The sequence below is a fragment of the Caldicellulosiruptor acetigenus genome, from assembly GCF_026914305.1.
GTDB classification, from domain to species: domain Bacteria; phylum Bacillota; class Thermoanaerobacteria; order Caldicellulosiruptorales; family Caldicellulosiruptoraceae; genus Caldicellulosiruptor; species Caldicellulosiruptor acetigenus.
In genome coordinates, this window is record NZ_CP113866.1 from 2104169 (window position 1) to 2128501 (window position 24333).

Sequence of the window (24333 nt, forward strand, 5' to 3'; positions counted from 1 at the left end):
TTTTCAAATATTAGCAACAAACGGGATACCAGTGCATAAATCTTGCACCAGTATCCCGTCTGTAATTTTTCTTTTAATTATTTCTTTCTTCCTGTTTTCTTAAGGAACTCATCATACTGCTTCTGTGCTTCTTTTATAATAATGTCAACACCTGCTTTTTTGAACTTGTCAATAGCCTCTGGAATGTATCTGTCTGGATCAACACTGCCGGTCTCAAGCAGCGGAATATACTGCTTCCATACGTTTTTGCATGCTGCAACCTGTGTTTTTACTTTTGAATCATCAAAGTTGAATCCAAGGCTCAGAAGCGGCAGTGCTTTTTTGTTATACTCTTCAAAGTTCTTCCACTTGTTCGGGTCTTCATTCTCATAGATATAGTTTATAAACTGATTTCCAAACATCCAGCCAAGACCAGGGCTGTAGTCTTTTGCTTTTGGTCCAGGAGCAATGATGCCTTTTGCCTTGTCTTTAAATACATAGTGTTGACCTTCAATACCGAAGTTTACAAGGTTGTTAAGATATTTGTCTGTGTTGAAAAGCTCAAGGAACATCAAAGCTCTTTCTGGATTCTTGGACTTTGCATTGATGGCCTGCATAGAACCAATAGCTTCTCTTGTTGACATAACAGGTGGTGTGATGTCTATCTGTTTCCACTGATACCCTGTTGAGATTGACATCTCAGCATCTTTGCCAGGCTTTAGCGATTGTGGCATTACAAAAACTTTACCTGCTTTCAAATCAGACATCCAGTCTGTTACACTTGCTGCATCTTTTCTGATGTAACCAGCCAAGTAATATTTTCTGACTGTCTTAAAGAGAGCTTTTGTATTTGGTTGCTCAAGCTCATTGACAATTTTTGTACTCTTATTATTTGGATAGAGCGAAACAGGAACATCATCGTCTACAACTTTGTCCCAATCCAAAAGGAATCTTGGCGACTCACCAGCATATGCTCCAAGCGGATATACACCTGGCTCTTTTTGTTTGATTATTTTGAGGTATGGCTCTAAATCTTCTAATTTCTTGACCTTTTTAAACATGTCATCTAATTTATACTTCTTTACCAAGTCCATTCTTACGATGAATCCCCAGTGGTGTGCTTTTTCCTTGTTTGCTGGAATCGCATATAAGATGCCATTGATGGACGCACCTCTTATAAAGTCATCGCCAAGCATCTTTTTTGTCTTTGGTGCATACTTTGAAAGAAGGTCATTTCCTGGTTTGTTGAGTGGTAAGAACGCTCCTTTTGCCACGTTTGTTCTATAGTTGTTTGTCCAGATTGCAGTAAAACAGATGTCAAACGGCTCACCAGCTGCAATCTTTGTCTGCATCTTGTCATTGTACTCGCCCCAGTCAAACATTGTCATTTTGATTTCAGCATTGAGCTTTGGTTTGATGTACTCATTAACCTTTTGATTGATTAAATCCCAGTCTTTTTGTGGAGTTCCGATGACATACCATGTAAGCTTAACGTAAGGAAGTTTTGAAGAAGATGCACCAAAACCGGTCACAACGCCAATCACACTTGTGAGCACAAAAGCCACAACAAGCATCACTACAAAAAATTTCTTCAGCTTCACCAAAAATCAACCTCCCGCTTTTTATTTTTTTGTATATAAGCTTCAGGTTGCTGCAAACAAAACTGCAGCTCTGAAGCTTATACCCGCTTTAATACCATTACATATCAGCCTTTGATAGCACCGATGGTAAGACCTTTTACAAAATAACGCTGGAAGAACGGATAAGCTAAAACTATTGGTCCCATACCTAAAACTGCCATTGCCATTCGTGCAGATTCTGCTGGCAAATCTTTTAACGGACTCTCGCTTACAAGACTAATTTTTGAAGCTATCTCAGCCAAGTATTGAATCTTTTGTTGAACCCTGTACATTAGGTATTGAAGATTATATAATTTTTCACTTTCTACTAACATAAAGGGCAGCCACCAGTCGTTCCAGTATGTGATTGCCGCAAAGAGAGCAATTGTTGCAAGTCCAGGCTTTACAAGCGGCACAACAATTCTGAAAAATGTTGTAAACTCCCCTGCACCGTCAATTTTTGCAGACTCTATGATAGAATCAGGTAAAGACATCGAAAGATACGTCCTAAAAATCAGTACATACCACATGTTCATTACATAAGGTAAAATTAGTGCGTATATTGTATCTTTTAAGCGAAGAACATTTACGCACACAATATACCAGGGAACAAGCCCGGCATTGATTAGCATTGTGAAAAATCCAAAGAATGTGAAAAACTTTCTGTACTTGAAATCTTTTCTGAATAGGATATATGCGTACATAGAAACCACAAGCACACTTAGTATTGTCCCTACAATTGTCACAAAAATAGTTAAACCATATGCATGAACAATAGCTGCTCCTTGAGCCAATACAAACTCGTATGATTTTAAGCTCAATTTAACAGGCCAAAGTCTATACCCTATCTGTCTGATCTTATTGTCATCACTCAGAGAAATTGATATCACAGCCCAGAGTGGAACCAAACACGCAAGAGCAACTATACCAAAGATGATATGCAAAATAATCTCTGATGCAGTAGATATCTGCAAAAACCTGCTCTTTGACTGCATATTTTATCATCACCTTTCCATGCTGTTTGTTTGCACACAAAATTCTTTTATTATTAAAACAGCGCTTTTTCTGGGTCAAGTCTGCGAACGATGAGATTGGATGTGAGCACTAGAATAAATCCCATTATTGATTGATAAAAGCTTGCGGCAGATGCCATTCCTATATCGTTCATGCCCATGAGAGTCCTATAGACATATGTATCAATAACATTTGTTACATCAAAAAGAGCACCGCTGTTCATTGGAAGCTGATAAAAAAGTCCAAAGTCTGCATAAAAGATTCTGCCTATTCCAAGCAGAACAAGCACAACAACAAGTGGCGACAAAAGCGGAATTGTTATGTGTCTTATCTGCTGCCATTTTGACGCACCATCAATCAAAGCTGCCTCATAATATTCAGGGTCAATTCCTGTAATTGCTGCTAAATATATGACTGCATTGTAACCTGTATATTTCCACAGATTTGCAAGTATCAATATAACAGGCCAAGGTTTTGTCTCAAAATACCATGCAATTGGCTGCAAGCCCAGCTTCGGAAGAATCATTGTGTTGAGAATCCCCAAGTCTATACTTAAAAATGCAAATGCCATATAAGCAACAACAACCCATGACAAAAAGTATGGTAAAAACATTACTGACTGGTAAAACTTTGCCATAAATCTTGCTCTCATTTCACTCAGTGCAATGGCCGTTGCAATTGCCGCCAAGTTCCCAAAGACTATAAATGCAAAGTTGTAAAGAAGGGTGTTCCTTGTGATAATAAACGCATCAGGTGTTTTGAAAAGAAACTCAAAATTCTTAAAACCCACCCACGGACTTTTCAGTATACCCAAATCATAGTGCACATCTTTGAAAGCAATGATAAGTCCAAACAGAGGTAAGTAAGAAAATGCTATCAAAAGAACAACCCCCGGCAGTGCCATTAAAAACAGAGGAAAGTTCTTGTTAAGTTCTCTCAAAAATCCGCTTCGATATGTGCGCTGACCGTTTGCCATTTTTGATGCCGTCTCCTTTCTCAAGTTGTTTATTGAAACTTTCGATTTACTTGTTGAACTTTTCGATTATAGTTTACATCCTATTTTTTTCAAAATGAATTGATAAAATTGCAGTTTTTTTGTGAATTGTTGATATTAAAATGTGCAATATTTTGTCATATTGAATGGTCAAAATAATATAAAAATAGCTGCCGGCATTTAGCCAGCAGCCTTTCGTTAAAAATTTTTTCAATTTCATGTATCATAGTTTGCCTGCTAAGTTCAAGAGGTTATAGAAAATTGTTGCCGCCTCCCCTCTTGAAACGCTCTTACCTGGAGCAAAGGTTCCATCTGAATAAAGCTCAAAAATACCAAGCTTGACAGCTAACTTTACGCTTTCTCTGTATTGAGGATTTATAAGCCCTTCATCGGCAATTTGAATATCGTCTGTGCTAACTTCTATTTTTCCTGTCAATCTTTTGTATACTTCAATTGCCAAAGCTGCTACTTCTTCTCTTTTCATAATCCTTTCAGGGAAGAATCTATTTTCCTCCTGTCCAAACAAACCGTTTTTATACGCAGTATAGACCACATCTGAATACCAGTCGCTACTTTTTACATCAGAAAATCTGCCATCATACTTTTCAATTTTCAGGTTCAATGCCCTGACACAAAGTGCAGCAAATTCAGCCCTTGTGATTCTTCTATCTGGCAAGTACTTAAAAGCTGAAGCTCCTTTTATGACTCCTTTTGAATAAAGCTTGGAGACAGCATCATAAAGGCTACTCTCAAAGCTGATGTCTTCAAAAAGGATGTTAGTGAATCTAACATTGTCTATAAACATTTTTCCCTTAAAATCGCTATTACCATCTGCTATGACTATTATTATATCTCTCAAGAGCGTGTCTGGGCTCAGCACTTTACCATCCTGTATTTTGTCTAAGTCAAAAAATACATTGAATTTGTAAAGCCCCTCTTCTGTCTTTTTTGCACTTGAAAGCTTTAAAAGGTCAATATTAAAACTGTCTTGTACTTGAGCCCAGTAACCTAAAGAAGGTGGTGAAAAAGCTAAAAATATCTGAATCATACCTTTTGATGCTCTTTCTGGTTTTATATAAAAGTCAAATGCAAGATACTTATTGTCTTCTCTCTTTGCATTTATTTCCTTAAGTATAAGTCTTGCAGCAGTTGCCCAGCCATCTTGCGGTTTTTTCTCTGGATACTCCACCTCAAAAGATAGCGCCTTTGAACCATTTACACTTTCTATGGTAATAGGTCCTTTAACACCAGACGGACCGTCCCAGTCCCAACCCTGGCGCGTGTCATCCTCAAACGTGGATGGCAAAACCTTTTCTCCCAAAGGTGCACTTTGTCCTCCTTTTATTTGGCTATTTCTCTCAATTGGCTTATATGCAATTCCTTTTATCCTTGCCCTAACATACTCTCCAGATATACTCAGCTCTTTTATATCCCACACCTTATCATCGCCCGGGTCAAGTGATGTTGCATCATGCATGCCACTAACATATGGAACAAAAGCAGCTGATGTTTCATTCTTATTAGACAGTGACCAGTTCACCCAGCTAATATAGTTTGCATTTAAATACTCAAGCCACTTATCCGCCTCATCAAGATATGGTCCACCATCACCGCTTGCCAAACTTGTTCCCCATTCACTCACAAAAATTGGCACACCATTTTCAAATGCCTTTTTCATGTTTTCAAAAACATACCCATCAACCTTGTGAGTTCCAGAATAAAAATGAACTGAATACATCACATTTTTATCATTTATAGGGTCTTGAATCGCAAAGTCAGGTCTTTGACTCCAATTTGGAGAGCCTACAATTATAATGTTCTGATTCCCCAAACTTCTGAGCATCTTTATGATAGGTTCAGCATAAGCTTTTACCTTTTTCCAACCATCCAAGCTATTTTCTACTCCCGGTTCATTCGGATTCGGTTCATTGCAAAGTTCATATATTATATGATAGTCATTGGGAAAACTTGTAGCTATTTCTTTGAAAAAGTCTTTTGCCCCTTTATAAATTTCAGCATTCGGGTCGCCAGGATTTAACACATGCCAGTCAACAATCACATACATATCATTTTCAATAGCAAGCTTGATACCTTCTATAACTTTTTCTTTGAGGCTTGGATTTGAAGCATAGCCACCTTCACCTACATACATCGCAAGCCTTACAACATTACACTCCCAATCTTTTGAAAGAGCTTCAAACGCATTTTTGTTTATAACTTCTGGATACCACTGAAGTCCATGCGTGCTCATACCCCGAAGTTGGATTATTTCACCTTTCTGGTCAGCTAAATACTTTTTCCCATCCTTTTCAATAATTTGCAGTCTGCCAGCAACCGAGGGTTTTTTGACTGCCTGATTGCCAAGAAGGTGTGGATATTTTTCATTTTCATATGGTGTGTTCTGGGCAAACACAGTTAAAATTTGCAAAATAGAAATAATCAAAATAACTACCATCAAGAGTGCACCAGACTTTAAAATAATTCCTCTCATAATGTGAATCCCTCCCATGTAATCGTTATCATTTTGTTATAAGATTAATATAATCCATGCTTAGGAAGTTTTAAATTAAAAAAATTTCATATCTGTTTTAAATTTTTGACCTGATATTTGTAGCATCTTGCTCTAATACAAGGTAAAAATTTTGCAAAAAATAAGGCTCCTGTCCCATTAAGAAAATCTACCACTATTTTAGGGACATGGAGCCGCGAAAAATTCTTTGTTATTTTACAACATCAACCTTGATGTGAAGTTCTCGAAGCTGTTTTGGTTCAACCTCTGATGGAGCGTCAGTCAGCGGGCACGACGAATCTTTTACCTTCGGGAACGCAATTGTATCTCTGATAGAATCCAAACCCAAGAGTAGCATACACAACCTGTCAAATCCATAAGCAATTCCACCATGCGGTGGTGTGCCGTACTTGAAAGCTTCCAGCAAAAAGCCAAATCTATCTTGTGCCCTTTCCTCGGTAAATCCAAGGGCTTTGAACATTCTCTTTTGAATCTCAGGTGAGTGAATTCTGATAGAACCACCGCCAATTTCTGTACCGTTTAACACAATATCATAAGCCTTTGACCTTACCCTTGCTGGGTCAGTTTCTAAATATTCTAAATCTTCATCCATTGGCGATGTAAACGGATGGTGTTTTGCAACAAACCTGCCCTCTTCTTCTGAATATTCAAAAAGCGGAAACTCTACCACCCATAAAAGATTAAACTTTGACTTGTCAAGAAGGTTTAGCTTTCTTGCTATCTCAAGCCTCAAGTTCCCAAGAACATCAAAGACAATTTCATCCTTGTCCGCAGAAAATAGCAGCAAATCTCCAACCTCTGCACCAAGTCTCTTTAGAATTTCATTTATCTCCTCTTCTTTTAAAAACTTGACAATGGGAGATTTCAGACCATCACTTTCAACTGCAATCCATGCAAGACCTTTTGCTTTAAAGTTCTTTGCAAACTCAACAAGCGCATCAATCTCACGCCTTGAAAATGTGGCTGCACAACCCTTTGCATTGATGGCTCTTACCGACCCACCCTTGTTTGCTGCATCAGAAAATACTTTAAACTCGCAGTTTTTCACAATGTCAGTAATATCAACAAGTTCCATTCCAAAACGAGTATCTGGTTTGTCTGATCCAAACCTTTCCATTGCTTCCTTGTAGGTAAGTCTTGGAAGAGGAAGTTTTAAGTCTATCCCAAGCATCTCTCCAAAAATGGTCTGGAGCAGTTTTTCATTTATTTCAATAACATCATCAACATCAACAAACGACATCTCAATGTCTATCTGGGTAAACTCAGGTTGTCTGTCTGCTCGCAGGTCTTCATCTCTAAAACACTTTACAATCTGAAAATATCTGTCAAACCCTGCAACCATCAAAAGCTGTTTAAAAAGCTGCGGTGACTGTGGCAGCGCAAAAAATTTTCCCGGAAATATTCTGCTGGGAACTAAATAGTCTCTTGCACCTTCTGGAGTCGATTTTGTGAGCATGGGTGTTTCTATCTCTATAAACCCATTTTGAGAAAGAAAATTTCGCACAACCTGATAGAGTTTGTGTCTGAACATCAAATTCCTCTGCATATCAGGTCTTCTCAAATCTAGATACCTGTATTTTAGCCTTACTGCCTCATTTACATTTATTCCCTCTTCAATTGGGAAAGGAGGCGTCTCAGACTTGTTAAAAATCCTCAGTTCTGTTGCTCTTACTTCTACTTCGCCTGTTTTTATCTTTGGATTTACTGTCTCAGGTGGCCTTTTCTCCACAATGCCTCTAACACCGATACAGTATTCGGATCTTAATGAGTCAGCCTTGTCTAAAAGTTCTTCCCCCATCTTCTCATCAAACACAACCTGTACAATGCCTGTTCTGTCTCTCAAATCAACGAAGATTATCCCGCCAAGGTCACGTCTTGTATCAACCCAACCTGTTAGCACAACCTCTTTCCCAACATCCTCAAGTGATACCTCTCCACAGTATTTTGTTCTTTTAAACCCCTTAATACCTTCCACACCTATCACCTTCTTTGAAAATTTTTAAAGTTACAAAAACATCCTTGTTATTTTTGAAGTTTTTCTTTTAAATACTGACAAATATTTACTATTTCTACTATTTCCTCTGAAGATGTCTTCATATTTCTAACTTTGCAAACACCCTTTGCGATTTCGTCATCTCCAATGATTATAGAAAACTGACAGCCAATCTTGTCAGCATATTTCATCTGGGATTTTAAGCTTCTTCCCATCTCTTCAATTACGGTTGAAATTCCTTCAAACCTGAGCATCCTTGCAATCTCAAAAGCTTTCTTGAGGCTATTTTCTCCTACTGTTGCCACAAACACTTCTGGTATCTGCGGTCTTGCGGGAAGAAGACCATTTTGCTCAAGCAGCATCAAAAGTCTTTCAACACCAATTGCCAAACCAATTCCTGGAATAGAATTCCCACCTATCTGTTCGATTAAATTGTCGTACCTTCCACCGCCACAGATTGCAAGCTCTTTATCGGAAACAGGCGCCACAATCTCAAAAACTGTCTTTGTGTAGTAGTCCAAGCCGCGAACAATAAAAGGGTCAACCTTGTATAAAACCTTTGCTGAATCTAAATAAGTTTTCACACTTCCAAAATGGCTTTTACAATCATCACAGAGATAATCTATTGGTTTTGGTGCATCTTTTGCAATCAGCTTGCAACCCTCTTCTTTGCAGTCCAAAATTCTCATAGGATTTTTGTCAAGCCTCTGGTGGCATGTATGGCAGAGCTTTTGAGAATTTGCCGAAAAATACTCTTTTAAATTTTTTACATACTCTTTTCTGCACACAGGACATCCTATGCTGTTAATATTCACAGTAATATTGTCAAGCCCAATGCTTGTAAAAAAATTGTAAGCAAGTGAAATTACCTCAGCATCTGTCACAGGCGAAAAAGAACCAAAATTCTCAATTCCAAACTGGTGAAACTCTCTGAACCTACCACCTTGTGTGTTTTCATACCTGAAAGCTGAAATAATGTAGTAAAACCTCTGCGGCATCGGACGTGACGCAAAACCATGCTCGATGAACAATCTTGCTGTGGATGCTGTCCCTTCTGGCCTTAAAGTGATGCTCCTTCCACCCTTGTCCAAAAAGGTATACATCTCTTTTTGGACAATATCAGTGGTCTCGCCCACTCCTCTTTGGAAAAGTTCTGTGTACTCAAATGTAGGAAACCTAACTTCCTGATATCCATAAAGCTTGCAAATCTCTCTGAATTTATTCTCAACATATTGCCACATATAACTTTCTTCCGGTAGTACATCCTTTGTTCCTTTTGGTGCCTGGATTTTCATTTCCTACTCTCTCCTCAAAATAATTAAAAAGATTAGAATTTGCAATATTTAAATTATATATTAATTCAATTTGGGGTTTCAAGTGAAAAGACCCAAAAAAATAATCAGGATATAACAATTATTTATATAAAGTTTGCTATCCAAATACCCACACCAGCCGCGAGTATTCCAAAGAGGATAGAAATAAATACATAAATAAAAGCTTTCATATGTTTTTTTCTCTTTATATACCTTGATGTTTCAAGCATAAACGTAGAGTATGTTGTGAACCCCCCAAGAAGACCAGCCATCAGAAAAAGTTTGTATTCACTCGAAAGATGCTTTGTTGACAAATATCCTATTAAAAAACTCCCAATCACGTTGATAAACAATGTAGCAACAGGATGGTCTTTCTCCATTACTTCTCTGAATATTTTCCCAACTGTATATCTCAGAATTGCTCCAATTACTCCGCCAACTCCAACAATGAGATAGTTCATGCTGCCTCATACTCCTCTTTTTGCTGTCTTTCTGAAACAGCCCTTGCAAGTTCAAAGCCAAAAATTGAAGCTAAAAGCCCAAGTACAATGGATAAAAGAGGATAGACAATCGCAGCTGTAAATTCTCCTTTCATCAAAAACCTCACAATTTCAAGTACAAATGTAGAAAAGGTTGTGAAACTGCTTATAAAACCTGTTGTTATCATGTGTCTTAAGGCAGTTGAAATCTTTATGTGTTCTACCGTTATCTCTGCAACAAAGCACAAAACAAAACTGCCAACAACGTTTATAAAAAGTGTTGTAAAAGGAAAGCTGCCAAGGCTCAGCTGAGATATAAAAAATCTACAAACAGCACCAAAAAAAGCTCCAATAGCAATTGCAACAATGTTTTTCATAACCAGTGCCTCCTTCAGTAAAATCAAAGTAGTCAGCAGGAAATTAGGCCTATAAAATACAAAAAACTCCTACAGATGTTGCTTTTTTGCAGCATCTGTAGGAGTCATCAGCCCTCATTGGCATTTGTACGGCGGACTCCATCGCCGTTAGCAATATTATATCATCAAACACAGTTGATTTCAATATAGACTTTTTGTGAATTCTCTTTTATGTTATAATAAAACCAGAGTAAAATCAGAAAAGAGAGAGGTAAATCTTTATGCAGAAAATCATTAATATAAACTTACCATTAGAAATCTTTTTAGCTTTGCGAGAAGATGAAAACAAACTTTCAAGTGAAATAAAAAAACTTATAGCTGTCAAATACTTTAAAGAAAAAAGACTGTCCCTTGGTCAAGCAGCAGAACTCGCCGGTATGAGTATTGCAGAATTTATTCAATTACTATCCGAGCAAAATATTTCTGTATTTAACTTTGATTGCTTTGAAGAAATTAAAGAGGATGTAAAAAATGCTTAAGGTAGTTGTTAATTCAACTCCTTTAATTGCGCTAAATGCTGTAAATCAATTATCAATTTTGGAGGCTCTCTACAAGAAGATAATTGTGCCATATGGAGTATATGAAGAAGTATTTTTTAAAGCCCCTACAAACAAGAAAATTGATCTTTCTCTATTCGATTATATCTTAATAGAAAGAGTAAAAAACGCATATGCAAAAGAATTGCTTCAGACTTCCTTGCATAAGGGAGAAATAGAGGTAATTCTATTAGCGCAAGAAATAAATGCAGACTTATGCATCATTGATGATTATTTAGCAAGAAAATATGCCTCTCTATTTGGCCTTAAGGTTACAGGAACTATAGGTGTTTTATTAAGAGCAAAAGAAAATCAACTAATCAAGGAAATTAAACCTATTCTTAACGATTTAATTAAAAATGGAATATATATCAGTCAAGAGCTCTATGAACATATACTAACGCTTGCTAATGAGAATTAAATTTCTACTCTTCTTCCTCAGGTTCAATGTGGATTGTTATATACGAATTTGGCAGAGCTGATTTTATATCATTTTCTATCTGGTTACAGAGGTTGTGAGCGTCAATTAAAGTAGTTGAATTTTCCATTCTAATGTGAACATCAATCTCGCGCCTGTCTCCACTTTTCCTGGTTCTGAGCTTGTGAAAGCTTGTAACCTGGGAGTATTTTCTTATTATATTTTCAATTATCTCAATCTCGCTTTGAGGAAGACTCTTGTCAACAAGGTCACAGAGAGCTTTTTTAGTCAAATCAACAGAAGCTTTTATTATCATCAGGGCAACAATAATAGCAATTATCGGGTCTATAATGTACACATGTGTAAGTTTTATTGCAACAAGCCCTAAGAATACTCCAAATGAGGTAAACACATCTGTGAAAAGATGCAAAGCATCTGCTTCCAAAGCCACAGAATCTGTTTTTTTAGCTATTTTAAAGAGTTTTGAGGATATAAAAAGGTTTACAACGGCTGAGATTAGCATAACCAAAAGCCCTGCTTCTATTTTCTCAACTTCTCCTCCTTTTATAATCTTTTTTACTGCCTCATAAATAATCATAGCTGCTGCTAAAAATATTAATATCGCTTCAAATGCACCAGAGACATTTTCAAACTTACCATGACCAAAAGGATGGTCACTGTCTGCTGGTTTTCTTGCCTGTTTGATGGAAAAATATGCAACCAAGCTTGCTAAAAGGTCAATGCCAGAGTGAATTGCCTCTGATATAACAGACACAGAACCCATAATGCTACCTGCAATAAGTTTGAATAAAACCAAGGCTGTATTAGAAAAAACTGATAAAAGTGCTGCACCTTGCTTTTCCATATACTTTCACAAAACTCCTTTCATTATAAGCTTCTTCACAAAAACTATTAAAACAATAAAAAAATCCTGCCAAGACTCATGTTTTGTGTAAAAAACATGGGTCCCGCAGGATTTTTTCATCCCTGCTGCCTGGTACAATTTCCAGGCCCGAAAAGAGCTTTTAAGCGCTCTTTTCTGACCGCTTCTTAACAGAAGGTATTAAATTTTTCATGTCACTTGAGCTTTATTTTAACATCAAAGAGGTCTTTTGTAAAGACCTTTTTGGCATCTGAAAAGCTATTTATGGTTGTAAAGAGAAGCTTTTCACAAATAATTTCAACCATGTTAATAGGCAAATCGATAAAGGGTGTCACGTTATATATACATATATCTTTTAGAGGAAGAAAATCAACACAAATCTCAGAAAGAAAAAAGGACTTTTTCAAAAATTCAAAATCTTTTATCACACCCATTTCAGGATAGCACACTATTCCTCTTTTTGACGCATAAGCTGTCTTGGCTATCTCTCTGAATATAAACACCACATCTGCAGTTTCAAACAACTTCTCTTCTTCCCAGCAGTTTATTACAATCGTTCCGAACTCTCCTAAAAGCTCATCAGCTATTTTTGTCTCTTGAAATGAATCAAAGGAAGTATAAAGAATATCTGTATTTTCCGCAAGCTCATATAAAAGTCCATTTTTTTTAGCTTTTTCAAGCCCAACTATTCCTATCTTTCTATTTTTTAAACGTTGACCGTACTTTTTTAATATTTCTCTTACAATATGATATGCAATAAAACAATTAATGTGAATATTTTGTTCATATGTCCAATCAAAGTGTATTACTCTTCCTCTTCTTTGCTGGTCAATAAAATGTTTTATTTTTTTATGTTTTTTTGAAACCTTCTCCATTTTCGGAAATATGAAAAATTCTAATCTCATTTCTATTCCATTAATTAGCCTTATATACTCTTCGAACTTGGGTTTTGAATTTGCAACTAGAAGTTTTCTTAAAAATAGAGGAAAAAACTTTGCATATTCTGGAAGAAAAATTCTACTTTCACCTTCTAACACAAAAGTAATAGTATAAATTTTTATCAACCCAAGAAAATATCTTCTACTAATAGAATATTTCTATCCTGGGCTTAAAATCAATCTCTTTTATGAGCTTTTCTATCTCTTCCTGACTCATGTCTTCCAATTTTTTGCCTGTCAGAGCAACTAAAATAGCCTCAACAACATTTGTCCCAAAAGATCTTCCGTCAAACTCAGGTGTTGTAGTAACAAGCATCTTTAGCTTTCTTTTCTTAAGCTCTTGAACATCCTCTTTCGTAATGGTATTTGTGATGATTATCTTTCCTTCTAAACTATCTGGCATGTACTTTTGAATGTATTTATAATCTCCCGCGATGATGTCTGCTACTTTAAAATATTTCCAATACTTTTTGAGCTTTTTGGGATTTTCTTCTTTTTTCTCATCATTGGGATACAACATGCTAAATGGTAATTTTATTATCAATGGGACAAGCAAAGCTGCAAGATAGTAAAACGTCTTAAGACTTTTTATCATAAGCGGAATCCCTAAGGCAAATAGGGCATCGCCAAGCAAAAGTTTGCACCCTGCCTCATATAGTCCCTCTGCAAGCTTGTATCTATCAAGCGCACACACAACAAGCGCAGTTTTACCCTTGAAATCTATTATGTTGTTGTCTTGAAGATATTTTATAACCCATTTTTCAAATATATTTTTTACTCCCGTGCCATCAACAAGAGGTGTTTTTTGAGCAGCATTTTTTATTGGAATAGCTTCTCTTATGACATAATTTTTTCCTCCACCGTAAAGTACAATGTCAATTCCCCCCATACCAAAGGCGTCTACTTTTCCATCTAAAGACTTTATAACTTCTATTGCCTTTTTTATATCTCCATCTGTCCCTATTCTTTCAATCTCAAAGTATATACCCATTATTTTGGCTTGGGTTTTGTGATTTCTCTTGCTCGAACCAATGCTAACACTCACTACCCTTTTCATGTAAAAAACATCTCCTTTTCCTTCTTGCTACTTCACAATAGAATCTAAGATTTTTTTCAGCTCTTCTATATCAACTTCAACATCATATTTGAGCGGAGATTTTCCCAGAGGTATTGTAATGACCTCACAATCAAGAAAAGCTTTGAACCAGTTTAGCCTGAAGTCTGAACCCATGGCAATTACAATGTCAAACATTTTAAAATTATTTATATATTCACCCATGATGTTCAAAAGCTGAGCAGCAGAAAGGGAGTTTATAAAACTATTTCTTTCTTCTTCTGTCATTAAAAGATAATAATTTATTCCGTAGCTTTTTAATACCTGTTCTACTTCATCCTTGTTTTTTACAGGAAATCCGATTGCAGCAATATTTTTGCCCTTGCGCACCTCTCCAAGCCCTTCAAGCTTTGAGATAAAAGACCTGTCTATTTTGAGCTTTTCGGCAACCTCAATCTGTGAAAAGCCTTTTTGGCGAAGATCCAATATCTTCTTGACTTCATCCACTATTTTTTGAAGACTTATGACCTTATCTCCAACCCTGTAAAAGTCCATTTCTTCATCACACTCAACCGCCATTTGTTTTATTCTATATTATCACAAAAGCCTTTTTATGTTAACATTTTTGTGCACACAGTTTTTAAAAAAATTTTAGCTTAGCAGTTTTTTAATATCCTCTTCAGAGACCTGTGAAAAGTCGACGTAAAACTGTCCAACTGCCCAAAATGGCTCGCTACTTACAATATAAAAGACACCATCACATTCTTTTTCCAGCTCTTTTAACGTCGAAGGTGCAATTACCGGTGTTGCAACGTATATTTCTTTAGGATTTAGCTTTGAAAGAAACCTTATGCATGCTTTTGTTGTTGCACCTGTTGCAATTCCATCATCCACTATTATTGCCACCTTGTTTTCCAAGCTCTTATACTCAACAGAGCCCCTGTACTCAATGAGTTGGTCTTTTAAGTTCTCTAAGACCCTTTTCTTTTGGTGTTCTACATATTCATCTTTCATAGAGAAATACTCCACATATTCATTATTTAGAACCACATCTCCATTTATATCCACTGCTGCAATAGCAAACTCTCTGTTAAAAGGTGCACCTATCTTCTTTGCCAACACAATATCCAAAGGTATTTTGAGCCTATCTGCAATTACTTTTGCGACAACCACACCACCTCGTGGAATTGCAAAAAGAACCACATCCTGCCTTTCTTTAAATAGCCTCAGCTTTTCTGTGAGCTTCTCGCCCGCATCAACTCTATCTTTGAAGAGCATTTTCAAAATTCACTCCTTTTTTATAAAAAAACAAGCTATTGTTTTGCAACAAAAAAGGCACCTACATTTATTTTACCACATTGGTGCCTTCTAAAAATGGCTTTTAATTTTGAGATTTATACTTTTCAATAAACTTTATCATCTCCTCAACAGCCAAAGGCTTACTTATAAAATACCCTTGAACATAGTCACATCCAAGTTCTTTTACAGCTCTGTAGTGTTCCTCTGTTTCCACCCCTTCTGCCACAACATTTAATCCCAATTTTTTACATAGTTTTATTATTGTTTCTACTATAAAATACGTTTCGTCTTTTTCTATATCTTGAATAAAAGATTTATCAATCTTCACAGCCTGGATTGGTAATCTTCTCAAATAATTCAGCGAAGAATAATCGACACCAAAATCATCTAAGGCAAAGATTATGTTGTACTTTCTTAGCTGATTTATCACTTCAATTGTATAGTCAATATTCTCAACTGCCAATTTTTCTGTTATCTCAAATTGAAGTTTAACATTCTCTAATTCCTCATTTTCTAATATTTGAATTGTAGAACGAATAAACTCTCTATCGCTAAATTGTCGTGGTGAAATATTGATTGAAATTATAAACTCATCATTAATATATCTGCTTAACAACTTAGCTACCTTTAGGGACTGTTCCAATACAATATTGCCTAACTCCACAATCAACCCACACTTCTCAGCAACCGGAATGAATTCCAATGGCGATACAAACACCGACTTTAAATAATGCCATCTCAAAAGAGCCTCAAATCCACAGATCTGATTATTCTTTAAGTTTATAATTGGTTGATAAAACACCACAAACTCATTTAAATCTAATCCATGACGAAGTTCTCTTTCAATTATCCCTTCCTTTAATGTTTGAACCTCCAAAGAAGGTTTAAATATCTCATATTCATTTAGACCTTTCTCTTTTGCTCTTATTAAAGCTAAATCACATTTCCTTATAACGTTCGCCGTGGAGTCATTAATATTTTCCATTGCAGTTGCTCCTATATTGTAACTTACTTTCATCAAGTTTCCATTAATATTGTATGTTACCAATAGTTTTTGTAACAAATTTTCAATAAACTCAGATATGTTATCTGTATTACATATTATTGCAAATCTATCAAATCCTATCTTAAATATTTTAGTTTCTTTACCAAGTATCTCTTCTATCCTCTTACTTATGTGGATAATCAGTTCATCAACTAAGTCATATCCATACATAACATTTAACTTTTCTAAATTTCTCACTTCCAAAAAGATCAAATAGGTACTCATATTATCTGCTTGACTAATTCTTAAATTTAACCATCTCATAAGTGAATTCTTGTTTGGCAATTTGGTAAGCTCATCATAAAACGCCAAAAACTCAACTCTGGTTTTATAATCTTTTATCATTTCATCTTTTTGTTTCAAAATAAAATCCTGTTTAGAAATTTTGAACTTTAGATTCTCGCTTTCTGCACTCATTTTATTGAGATCTCTTTCATATCGTTGGATTTTTCTATTTAATCTTTCTACTGCATCTAAGCTAAAACCTATTGAAAGAAAAATTTTTTTATTGTCCTGCACACTTTCTATCTTAGAGTTGTACCATAAGAATGTCTTTTTTACTCCATTTATATCTCTCACAGGATTAACGTAATATCTGAGTATTTCATCATTTACTAATTTTTTGTAAACCCATTCCATTTCCTCTTTCTCTTTTTCATCAATGAGAACATCCAACCACTTTTTCCCTTCTATTTGTTCAGGTGAATATCCCAATAATTTATCACCATTTTCTTTGAATTCTAATATTGTTCCATCATCAGCCCATATAACTACCACATAATCATTTATGTTTCCAAAATAGCCTTTTAGATTCTCTACAAAAAATTCCACTTTACTATTTTTTATTTCTTCATATCTCTCCTTTCCCAAGCTCATACAAATACCCCCGCTGTAATACCTACTGTCTTTTCAGTTTGTTAATGTAACTTTTAATACTGTCAAATACACTCTTTTTTAAATTTTTTGTTTCTGCTTCTTTGATAACATTTTCAAATCTTTTTAGCCATTTCTCGGTTTCCAAATCTTTCACAATAAAATCTCTTGCCCCTTTTAAAAGAGCTTTTCTGACTACATCTTCCTCACCTTTTGAACTTATAACTATGACTTTCACATTTTTATCAACTTTCAAAATCTCTTCCATTGCCCTTATACCATCCAACTTTGGCATCTCAATGTCCATTGTAACTACATCAGGCTTAAATCTCTTATAAAGCTCTACAGCCTCAAGCCCATCCTCTGCCTCTGCCACTACTTTACCTTTAAGCTTTTCTTCTATAAATCTTCTTATCACCTTTCGCCACATAGGAGAATCATCAACAATAAGAAAGGTCACCTTTCTCATTACTTAACCTCTCTCATTACAAGTTTTATTCATCTCCATCTTTGCAATGTTTTTTCAGAATCTGGACACCTTCATTGTAAATATTATCTAACACCCCGACAATTTCTTGAATACCTGCAAAGTGTTGTTTTACCTGGTCAGAGAGCTGATTTTGATAATTTAGCACAGAACTAATAAGCTTGTGAACAGAGTCAAATTCATCGGTTATCTCGTAAGTCCTATTTTTTAGCTCTTCCACCTTACCTACAAAAGTGTTAATTCGGATACTGTTTGTATTAATATCTTCAACAATATTTGAAATGGCCTTGTTAACCTCTTTCAAACTCTGTTTACCACTATCTGCAAGTTTTCTCATCTCGGATGCTAATAAACTGAATGCCATAGAATCTTTTGCTTTATTAGCTTCAATTTGAGCATTTAATGAAATAAAAGAGATTTCCTTTACAATATCGCTAATAATCTGGGTCACTTTGCTCATATTCTCAACATGCGCTGAAAGATTAACAACATCTTCCGATAACTCTTGCATTTGGTTCAATAGAACATTTATATCCTCCACTGATTTAGAAACCTGCTCCCAGCCTTTTCTTATATCATCTTCAACTTTGTTCGACCTTTGAGTCATATCTTCCAAATTCTTCACTACGACCTCATTTATCTCATCAACTACTATCTTGAACGCTTCTGTAAGCTCCTTGACTGACTCAAATATGGTTCGTAACTGCTCTGCCAATTCACTTTTTTGACTATCCAACGCTCTTCTGCTTTTCTCCGTTTCTTCCTTTAAGTATTGGTTTTCAGACTTAAGCTTAAATATCTCATCTCTAAACTGTTTTTCTATCAAGTCAAGTTTACTTTTATATGCATCAACAAATTTTTTGGGTATCCCAGCTCTCAATTCCCCCGAACTCACAAATTCAATGATCTTCTTTATTTCATTAGACTTTTTCATAAGTAATAATTTTTCAGCAATTATTACCATTAGCATTATCACAAAAACCATATATATATACCATTCCATTCAAATCAACTCCATACCATTTTTTGACCTCTCTATCAATTTTCTAATATCTATTACCTGAATAAATTCACCGTTTCTTTCCACTATTCCTTTCAAAACCTCACCTGACGAAATTGAAACTACATTTGCTTCTTTTTTTATCTCCTCAGGAAGCACGCTTACAACTTCTCTTACATTATCAACATACAGCCCAAATGTCAACTCCTCATTGCCGATTATTAGAACTTTGTGATTATTACTTTCGCTTTTTTCAACTCCCAGCAGTTTCCCAAAATCAACTATTGTGACAACATCCCCCCGCAGGTTCATAAGTCCCATCACATGTGCAGGTGCAAAAGGTATTGGAGTTACATCTGTTGGTCTTACTATCTCCCTGACAAACTCTACCTCAATTCCGTAAGTAACATCTCCATATTCAAATGAAACAACCATTTGGTAAGAATATTCATCAATGTTTTGGTCATCTTCATTTATTCTGAAGTTTGTAAATTCATCATTTTTATCATCTTCTCGATTTCCTGCAAATTCAGGTTCGTTCAATGTTTGAAAATCATCATTGTTTTTCACTCTTTGCTCAATAGCTGCATCTGATGACTGGTTTGAACTGTCTATTCTCTTCAATTGCTCTATATATGAGGAATAATTAATGCTGCTTTGCTTATTGTTCTCTATATCGTCTGCCAACTTTCGAATGATATCTATTCCCTCGAAAATAGCATTTATAACATCACTGGAAGGGTATATCTCATAGTTTCTCATCTTATCTAATAAGCTTTCCATTTCATGAGAAACGTTGATGATATCCTGCAGACCTAAGAAGTTTGCTCCTCCTTTTATTGAATGAATTTCCCGGAATATAAAATTTAGTGTCTCGTAGCTGTCTGGGTATTTTTCAAGTTGTAAAAGAGCATCTTGAGCATTCTCAAGATGCTCGTATGTTTCAACAATAAACTCTTTTTTGAGCTCTTCAAGTTCTGCTGCACTGAACAGTTGGTCAGTCATTACAATCCCACCTTTGTTAACTTCTCATTTCAATACTCAAGAACTTCTGAACATGTGAAATCAATTCCTCACTTGTCACAGGCTTTTTCAAGTAGAGATTTGCGCCTGCTTCCAATGCTTTTTGCTCTTCTGATGGATTTGTTGTTAGCATAATAACAGGGATTCTCTTACATGTTGGATTCTTCCTTATTTCTCTAGTGAGCTGCAGACCGTCCATCTTGGGCATATTGAGGTCTGTAATAACAAGGTCAATCTTCTCATTCAAGAGTATTTCCAATGCAGCAACACCGTCCAATGCATCTCTTACCTCAAACCCTTTTTTCACAAGTGTTGTTGTCACAATTTTCTTCACAACAGGCGAATCATCAACAACTAAAATCTTAGGCATAATTTTTTCTACCTCCATTAATTTTTTAGTTTACAGGCTTTCTAAACGCTATATTGTTGTCAAAATAAACAATCTCAAATGCTTTTGTAATTCTCAAAATACTTTCTGAGTGTCCCAAGAAGATATAACCTCCAGGATTCAGTGCATCGTAAAAGTACTCCACAACCTTTTTTCTTGACTCTTCATCAAAGTAAATCAGAACATTTCTGCAAAATATCACATCATAATTTCTCATCAGCTTCATCTTGCTCTCATCGTATAAATTTAAGTATCTAAACGTTACCAGCTTTTTTATCTCATCTTTGAGCTTGTATATCTTATCTGCAGGACTGTATTCAAAATATTTAAGTTTTATATACTCCGGCACGTCTTTTAAAGACCGCGGCATGTACACAGCATCTTGCGCAAGCTTTAGCACTCTTTCTGAGATATCAGTACCAAGTATCTCAATGTCCCAGTCATCAAAGTATTCAAGCCTTTCTTTTAAAATTATGGCAATAGTATATGGCTCTTCTCCAGTCGAACATCCTGCACTCCAAATTTTTAGTCCAAAATCGCCTTTACTTGCTTTCCTGTTCAAAAGTTCAGGTAAAACATCTTTTGAAAACATATCAAGTTGCGGGATGTCTCTGAAAAAGTAGGTCTCATTTGTCGTGACCAATTCCAACAACTTGTTGAGAGCACTTTTCTCCGTCTCAATTCTTTTCAAATATTCCCAAAAATCATCTATTCCTAAATTATCCATCGCAATTTTTAATCTCTTTTGAATGTAACCTTTTTTATCATCTGAAAAGTAAAGACCTGTTGATTTATATATGAAGTCCCTTATAACATACCACTCTTGACTATTCAAGATAACCTCTGTAAGCATTTTGATCCTCCTTAGCCTAGCTCACAAGCAAGTCCTGGGCTTCAATGGAAATTTCCATGTTGGGATGGTCAACCAAATATTCCAGCTGTGCTCTAAATGGTTCTTTGTTATCAATCTTTCGTATCAGCTGTAAAAGTTTAAGAACGTGAACATCAGATAAAAACTCATTTGCAAGTTCGTCTTTAATGAGCGCCACAACCCTCGGGTCGTCTGGTCTTAGTTCAAGCATACACTCAAGCATCAAAAGTTTTGTGTCATCGCTTTTAATATTGAAATACTCCTCATAAATTTTATCAAACAGTTCTTTGAGTTCAAGTTCAACAGCAGTTTTTAACACTTCGGGCAAGAGATCTTCTTCTTTCATCATGTCAGGTAACATATCTGCTGCCTCCCTAACTCCATTCTGCCTCATAATCTTCAAGCCGGTGATTTTTAGTATATTGTCATTACCTTTAAAGACCTCTCTAATGTACTCAGCTAATTTTGACTTGTTGAAATATTTGAACACTTTAATCAGCTCTCTTTTCCTCAAAGTATTTGCTGTGTAATAGAGTTTTATGGCACTCAAAATAATCGTCTCATCAAATACCCTGCTTTTTATAAAGCTTACAAAGTCCTTATCTTCTATACTACCCATATATTTAAAAATTTCGTACTTCTGCTCATCTGAACCATGTATCAAAATGGCCTTTATCTCATCAAAAAACTTGCTATTTGCAAGAATTTTTTCAAGTCTTTGCTTGTCTGACCTCAGATAAATCGAATATATGGTATCTAAAACCTTTATTCTTAGCTGTGTCGAAAGCTTTAGATAAAGATTTATCGCGTCCTCCACATTTTCAATGTCACCATTTTCCTTTACCATATCAAAAATACTGTCAAAGATGATATCCTCAATCTCCCACGGCAGGTTCAAAACCTCTGAAATTAGCTCTCTATTGTTCACCTTTTTTATGCTCTCGATTATTGTCCACTGCACCCACAGATGAGCAGATGGTAAAAACTCTATTACCTTCTTGAGAGCTTCAACATCTCCAATGTTACCAAGTGCCTCAACAGCTCCCTGGACCACATTCACATCATCATCTGATAACCTTTTTAGCAAAGCATCAACTGTTTGTTTGTTCTTTAAAGCACCCATGATATCAACTATAAATTTTCTCACATTTTTATCTGGATTTTCTGCCTCTGCTATAATGGCTTGTATATTATCATTTCCTATCTTGCACAAAACTTCAAACGCAAAAACCCTCACTCTTGCTTCTTCATGACTTAAAAGCTTTAATAACTTCTCAACAGAATAGCTTCCGCCCATTTGCTTTAGTGCCTCTGTGATGTGTTCTTCAATCATCTTGTTGTTTGTTTTTATGAAGAGATCTATCAATCCATCAACAACTTCAGGTTCTTTGAACTTTGGTGCATTTTCTATAGCTTCTTTTTGCAAAAGATAATCGTCTGAATTTAGCATTTCAATTATTTCTTTAACTGAATTCATCCTTCGTGCTCCACTCCTTTTTTGATTTAAATTAGACTTTTTGAATAACTCTTTCAATAAGCTGCTCTGGTTCAAGCAGAAGTACAACTTTACCATCACCCAAAATTGTTGAGCCAACTATACCTTTTACATTCCCCACAAACTGGTCCAAAGGCTTCACTACAACATCATATTCACCCATGAGCCTGTCCACTATTATTCCTACCTTGCTTTCTCCATACCTTACTATAATTCCAAAATAATAATTTCTTCCGTTTTCGTCCTCTTGATATCCAAGTATTTCCTGAAGATTGAAAAAAGGTATTATTTCCCCCTTGATGCTGCACACCTTCTTACCTGTGATAGACTTTATTGAATCTTTCCTTATCTTTACTGTTTCAACCACCTTTTCAAGTGGAAGCAAATACAATCTATTCCCAGCTAAAACCAGCAAAGTCTTTATTATTGCAACAGTGAGAGGAATTACCATCAAAAAGCTTGTCCCTTTATCTTTCTCTGTTATAACTTTTATTTCTCCTTTTAACTCACTTATGTTCTTTTTCACAACGTCCATGCCAACGCCTCTGCCCGCCACATCATCAACTTTTTCGGCGGTGGAAAAACCCGGTAAGAAAATAAGCTCGATTATTTCATCATTTGACATTCTTTCAAGCTGGTCCTGTGTCACTATGCCTTTTTGCAGAGCCTTTTCTTTTAATTTCTCTATATCAATACCTCTGCCATCATCTTCAACATTTATATAAATACTCTCACCTTCTGCATATGCTTCTACCACAATCCTTCCCAGAGGTCTTTTACCCTTAGCAATTCTTTCCTCTGGCTTTTCGATTCCATGATTTACACAATTTCTCACCAAGTGTACCAGTGGATCGGTTATCTTTTCAAGTATAATCTTATCTATCTCTGTCTCCTCACCTTTTATGATAAGTTCAACCTCTTTTCCCTCTTTTTGTGCAACCTCCCGAACAATTCGCGGAAGTTTTCTAAACACATTTTTAATTGGCAGCAGTCTCAAACTTGTTATGCCTTCCTGAAGTTCAAATGAGATTCTTTCAAGTCTCAAAATTCCCTTTTCAAGGTTTGAAATTAAGCTGCTAAGCGTTTTATCTTTTATACTTATTTCTTTGAACGCATTCAATATCTGATTTAATTGAGATTTACAGGTAATAAGTTCCCCCGCAAGATTTGTAAGGTTATTTAATTTGTTTATATCAATTCTCACCGACTCAACTTTTTTAGCATCGTGTTCACTTTCTTTTGATACAAAATTCTTAATCACTTCCTCAGAAGTTTCAAGCTGAACATTATCAGACTGGTTTGCGATTACGCTTGCTTCTTCTGTTTCTGTAACTTCTAAATCCTCTTTTAATAGTTTTTGGATAAAGAAAATTTCAACTACATCTTCACTTTTACAAACATCTTCTACAACTTGACGCAATGTATTTATTTCAATGTCACCTTCTATAAAAAACAGATATTCACTTACATCCTCACTTATATGTTCCTGCTCTACATCTGGAATTGTCAAAAACACATTATATTTTTCTTTTAGAGTTTTATATATCTTTGCCATAGATGGAGATTTAAACTCAGCATCTGGTTTTAGTAAAAACTCTATTTTGTATATCTTTTTCCCTTCATCTAAAAGCTCCATGAGAAATTTCTTTTCATCATAATTCATCTTTCAACCCTGCCCTTAAAAAT

Annotated in this window: 23 protein-coding genes and 1 riboswitch; of the genes, 2 read left to right on the plus strand and 21 right to left on the minus strand. The window is 35.6% G+C overall.

The window, feature by feature from the left end; genetic code table 11:
• Positions 1-77: 77 nt before the first annotated feature.
• The 8 genes from OTK01_RS10385 to crcB (OTK01_RS10420) all read right to left on the minus strand — a co-directional run bounded on the left by OTK01_RS10385 (position 78) and on the right by crcB (OTK01_RS10420) (position 10298).
• A complete protein-coding gene (locus tag OTK01_RS10385) occupies positions 78-1580 on the minus strand; it encodes an ABC transporter substrate-binding protein (protein WP_029228034.1) in 1503 nt (500 codons plus the stop codon).
• Between the two features lie 104 nt (positions 1581-1684).
• Positions 1685-2593: a carbohydrate ABC transporter permease gene (locus OTK01_RS10390; RefSeq protein WP_029228033.1), complete on the minus strand. Its 909-nt coding sequence runs from the start codon at positions 2591-2593 to the stop codon at positions 1685-1687.
• Between the two features lie 53 nt (positions 2594-2646).
• Positions 2647-3588: an ABC transporter permease gene (locus OTK01_RS10395; protein WP_029228032.1), complete on the minus strand. Its 942-nt coding sequence runs from the start codon at positions 3586-3588 to the stop codon at positions 2647-2649.
• Between the two features lie 241 nt (positions 3589-3829).
• The gene (locus OTK01_RS10400; protein WP_029228031.1) at positions 3830-6097 is read right to left on the minus strand and encodes a cellulase family glycosylhydrolase; all 2268 of its coding nucleotides are present in this window, start codon (positions 6095-6097) and stop codon (positions 3830-3832) included.
• A 229-nt stretch (positions 6098-6326) separates the two neighbouring features.
• Positions 6327-8111 (minus strand): aspartate--tRNA ligase, encoded by a 1785-nt coding sequence (gene aspS, locus OTK01_RS10405; RefSeq protein WP_084694630.1) that lies wholly within the window; start codon positions 8109-8111, stop codon positions 6327-6329.
• Between the two features lie 47 nt (positions 8112-8158).
• A complete protein-coding gene (hisS, locus tag OTK01_RS10410) occupies positions 8159-9424 on the minus strand; it encodes a histidine--tRNA ligase (RefSeq protein ID WP_029228029.1) in 1266 nt (421 codons plus the stop codon).
• A gap of 122 nt (positions 9425-9546) precedes the next feature.
• Positions 9547-9903, minus strand: a complete 357-nt coding sequence (gene crcB / locus OTK01_RS10415; RefSeq protein WP_029228028.1) for a fluoride efflux transporter CrcB — start codon at positions 9901-9903, stop codon at positions 9547-9549.
• Positions 9900-10298, minus strand: coding sequence for a fluoride efflux transporter CrcB (gene crcB, locus OTK01_RS10420; RefSeq protein ID WP_029228027.1), 399 nt, complete (start codon positions 10296-10298; stop codon positions 9900-9902). The genes crcB (OTK01_RS10415) and crcB (OTK01_RS10420) overlap by 4 nt, the downstream gene beginning before the upstream one ends.
• 91 nt (positions 10299-10389) lie before the next feature.
• Positions 10390-10453: riboswitch (Fluoride riboswitch) on the minus strand.
• Between the two features lie 105 nt (positions 10454-10558).
• Between crcB (OTK01_RS10420) and OTK01_RS10425 the strand changes: the two genes are divergently transcribed.
• Together OTK01_RS10425 and OTK01_RS10430 are read left to right on the plus strand one after the other, a co-directional pair.
• A complete protein-coding gene (locus tag OTK01_RS10425) occupies positions 10559-10816 on the plus strand; it encodes a UPF0175 family protein (RefSeq protein ID WP_013430958.1) in 258 nt (85 codons plus the stop codon).
• Positions 10809-11294 (plus strand): PIN domain-containing protein, encoded by a 486-nt coding sequence (locus tag OTK01_RS10430; protein WP_013433209.1) that lies wholly within the window; start codon positions 10809-10811, stop codon positions 11292-11294. Before OTK01_RS10425 ends, OTK01_RS10430 begins: the two co-directional genes overlap by 8 nt.
• A 4-nt stretch (positions 11295-11298) precedes the next feature.
• Here the strand turns inward: OTK01_RS10430 and OTK01_RS10435 are convergent, their stop codons facing one another.
• From OTK01_RS10435 to OTK01_RS10495, 13 genes are all read right to left on the minus strand, one after another.
• The gene (locus tag OTK01_RS10435) at positions 11299-12156 is read right to left on the minus strand and encodes a cation diffusion facilitator family transporter (RefSeq protein ID WP_014041969.1); all 858 of its coding nucleotides are present in this window, start codon (positions 12154-12156) and stop codon (positions 11299-11301) included.
• Between the two features lie 212 nt (positions 12157-12368).
• Complete coding sequence (locus OTK01_RS10440; protein ID WP_029228026.1) at positions 12369-13238, minus strand: hypothetical protein; 870 nt, start codon at positions 13236-13238, stop codon at positions 12369-12371.
• Between the two features lie 19 nt (positions 13239-13257).
• Positions 13258-14169 (minus strand): hypothetical protein, encoded by a 912-nt coding sequence (locus tag OTK01_RS10445; RefSeq protein ID WP_029228025.1) that lies wholly within the window; start codon positions 14167-14169, stop codon positions 13258-13260.
• Positions 14170-14196: 27 nt separating this feature from the next.
• Positions 14197-14721: a helix-turn-helix domain-containing protein gene (locus OTK01_RS10450; protein ID WP_014041965.1), complete on the minus strand. Its 525-nt coding sequence runs from the start codon at positions 14719-14721 to the stop codon at positions 14197-14199.
• A 96-nt stretch (positions 14722-14817) separates the two neighbouring features.
• Positions 14818-15444, minus strand: a complete 627-nt coding sequence (locus OTK01_RS10455) for a phosphoribosyltransferase (protein WP_029228024.1) — start codon at positions 15442-15444, stop codon at positions 14818-14820.
• Between the two features lie 103 nt (positions 15445-15547).
• Positions 15548-17386, minus strand: coding sequence for a sensor domain-containing protein (locus OTK01_RS10460; protein ID WP_029228023.1), 1839 nt, complete (start codon positions 17384-17386; stop codon positions 15548-15550).
• Positions 17387-17408: 22 nt separating this feature from the next.
• The gene (locus OTK01_RS10465; protein ID WP_029228022.1) at positions 17409-17852 is read right to left on the minus strand and encodes a response regulator; all 444 of its coding nucleotides are present in this window, start codon (positions 17850-17852) and stop codon (positions 17409-17411) included.
• A gap of 25 nt (positions 17853-17877) precedes the next feature.
• Positions 17878-18873, minus strand: coding sequence for a methyl-accepting chemotaxis protein (locus OTK01_RS10470; RefSeq protein WP_029228021.1), 996 nt, complete (start codon positions 18871-18873; stop codon positions 17878-17880).
• Positions 18874-19875: a chemotaxis protein CheW gene (locus tag OTK01_RS10475; protein ID WP_029228020.1), complete on the minus strand. Its 1002-nt coding sequence runs from the start codon at positions 19873-19875 to the stop codon at positions 18874-18876.
• Positions 19876-19891: 16 nt separating this feature from the next.
• Positions 19892-20263, minus strand: coding sequence for a response regulator (locus OTK01_RS10480; protein WP_029228019.1), 372 nt, complete (start codon positions 20261-20263; stop codon positions 19892-19894).
• Between the two features lie 25 nt (positions 20264-20288).
• Entirely contained in the window at positions 20289-21134 is an 846-nt protein-coding gene (locus OTK01_RS10485; protein WP_029228018.1) for a CheR family methyltransferase, read from the minus strand.
• A 16-nt stretch (positions 21135-21150) separates the two neighbouring features.
• Positions 21151-22629 (minus strand): HEAT repeat domain-containing protein, encoded by a 1479-nt coding sequence (locus OTK01_RS10490; protein WP_029228017.1) that lies wholly within the window; start codon positions 22627-22629, stop codon positions 21151-21153.
• Between the two features lie 31 nt (positions 22630-22660).
• The gene (locus OTK01_RS10495; RefSeq protein ID WP_029671961.1) at positions 22661-24310 is read right to left on the minus strand and encodes a chemotaxis protein CheA; all 1650 of its coding nucleotides are present in this window, start codon (positions 24308-24310) and stop codon (positions 22661-22663) included.
• Positions 24311-24333 lie beyond the last annotated feature (23 nt).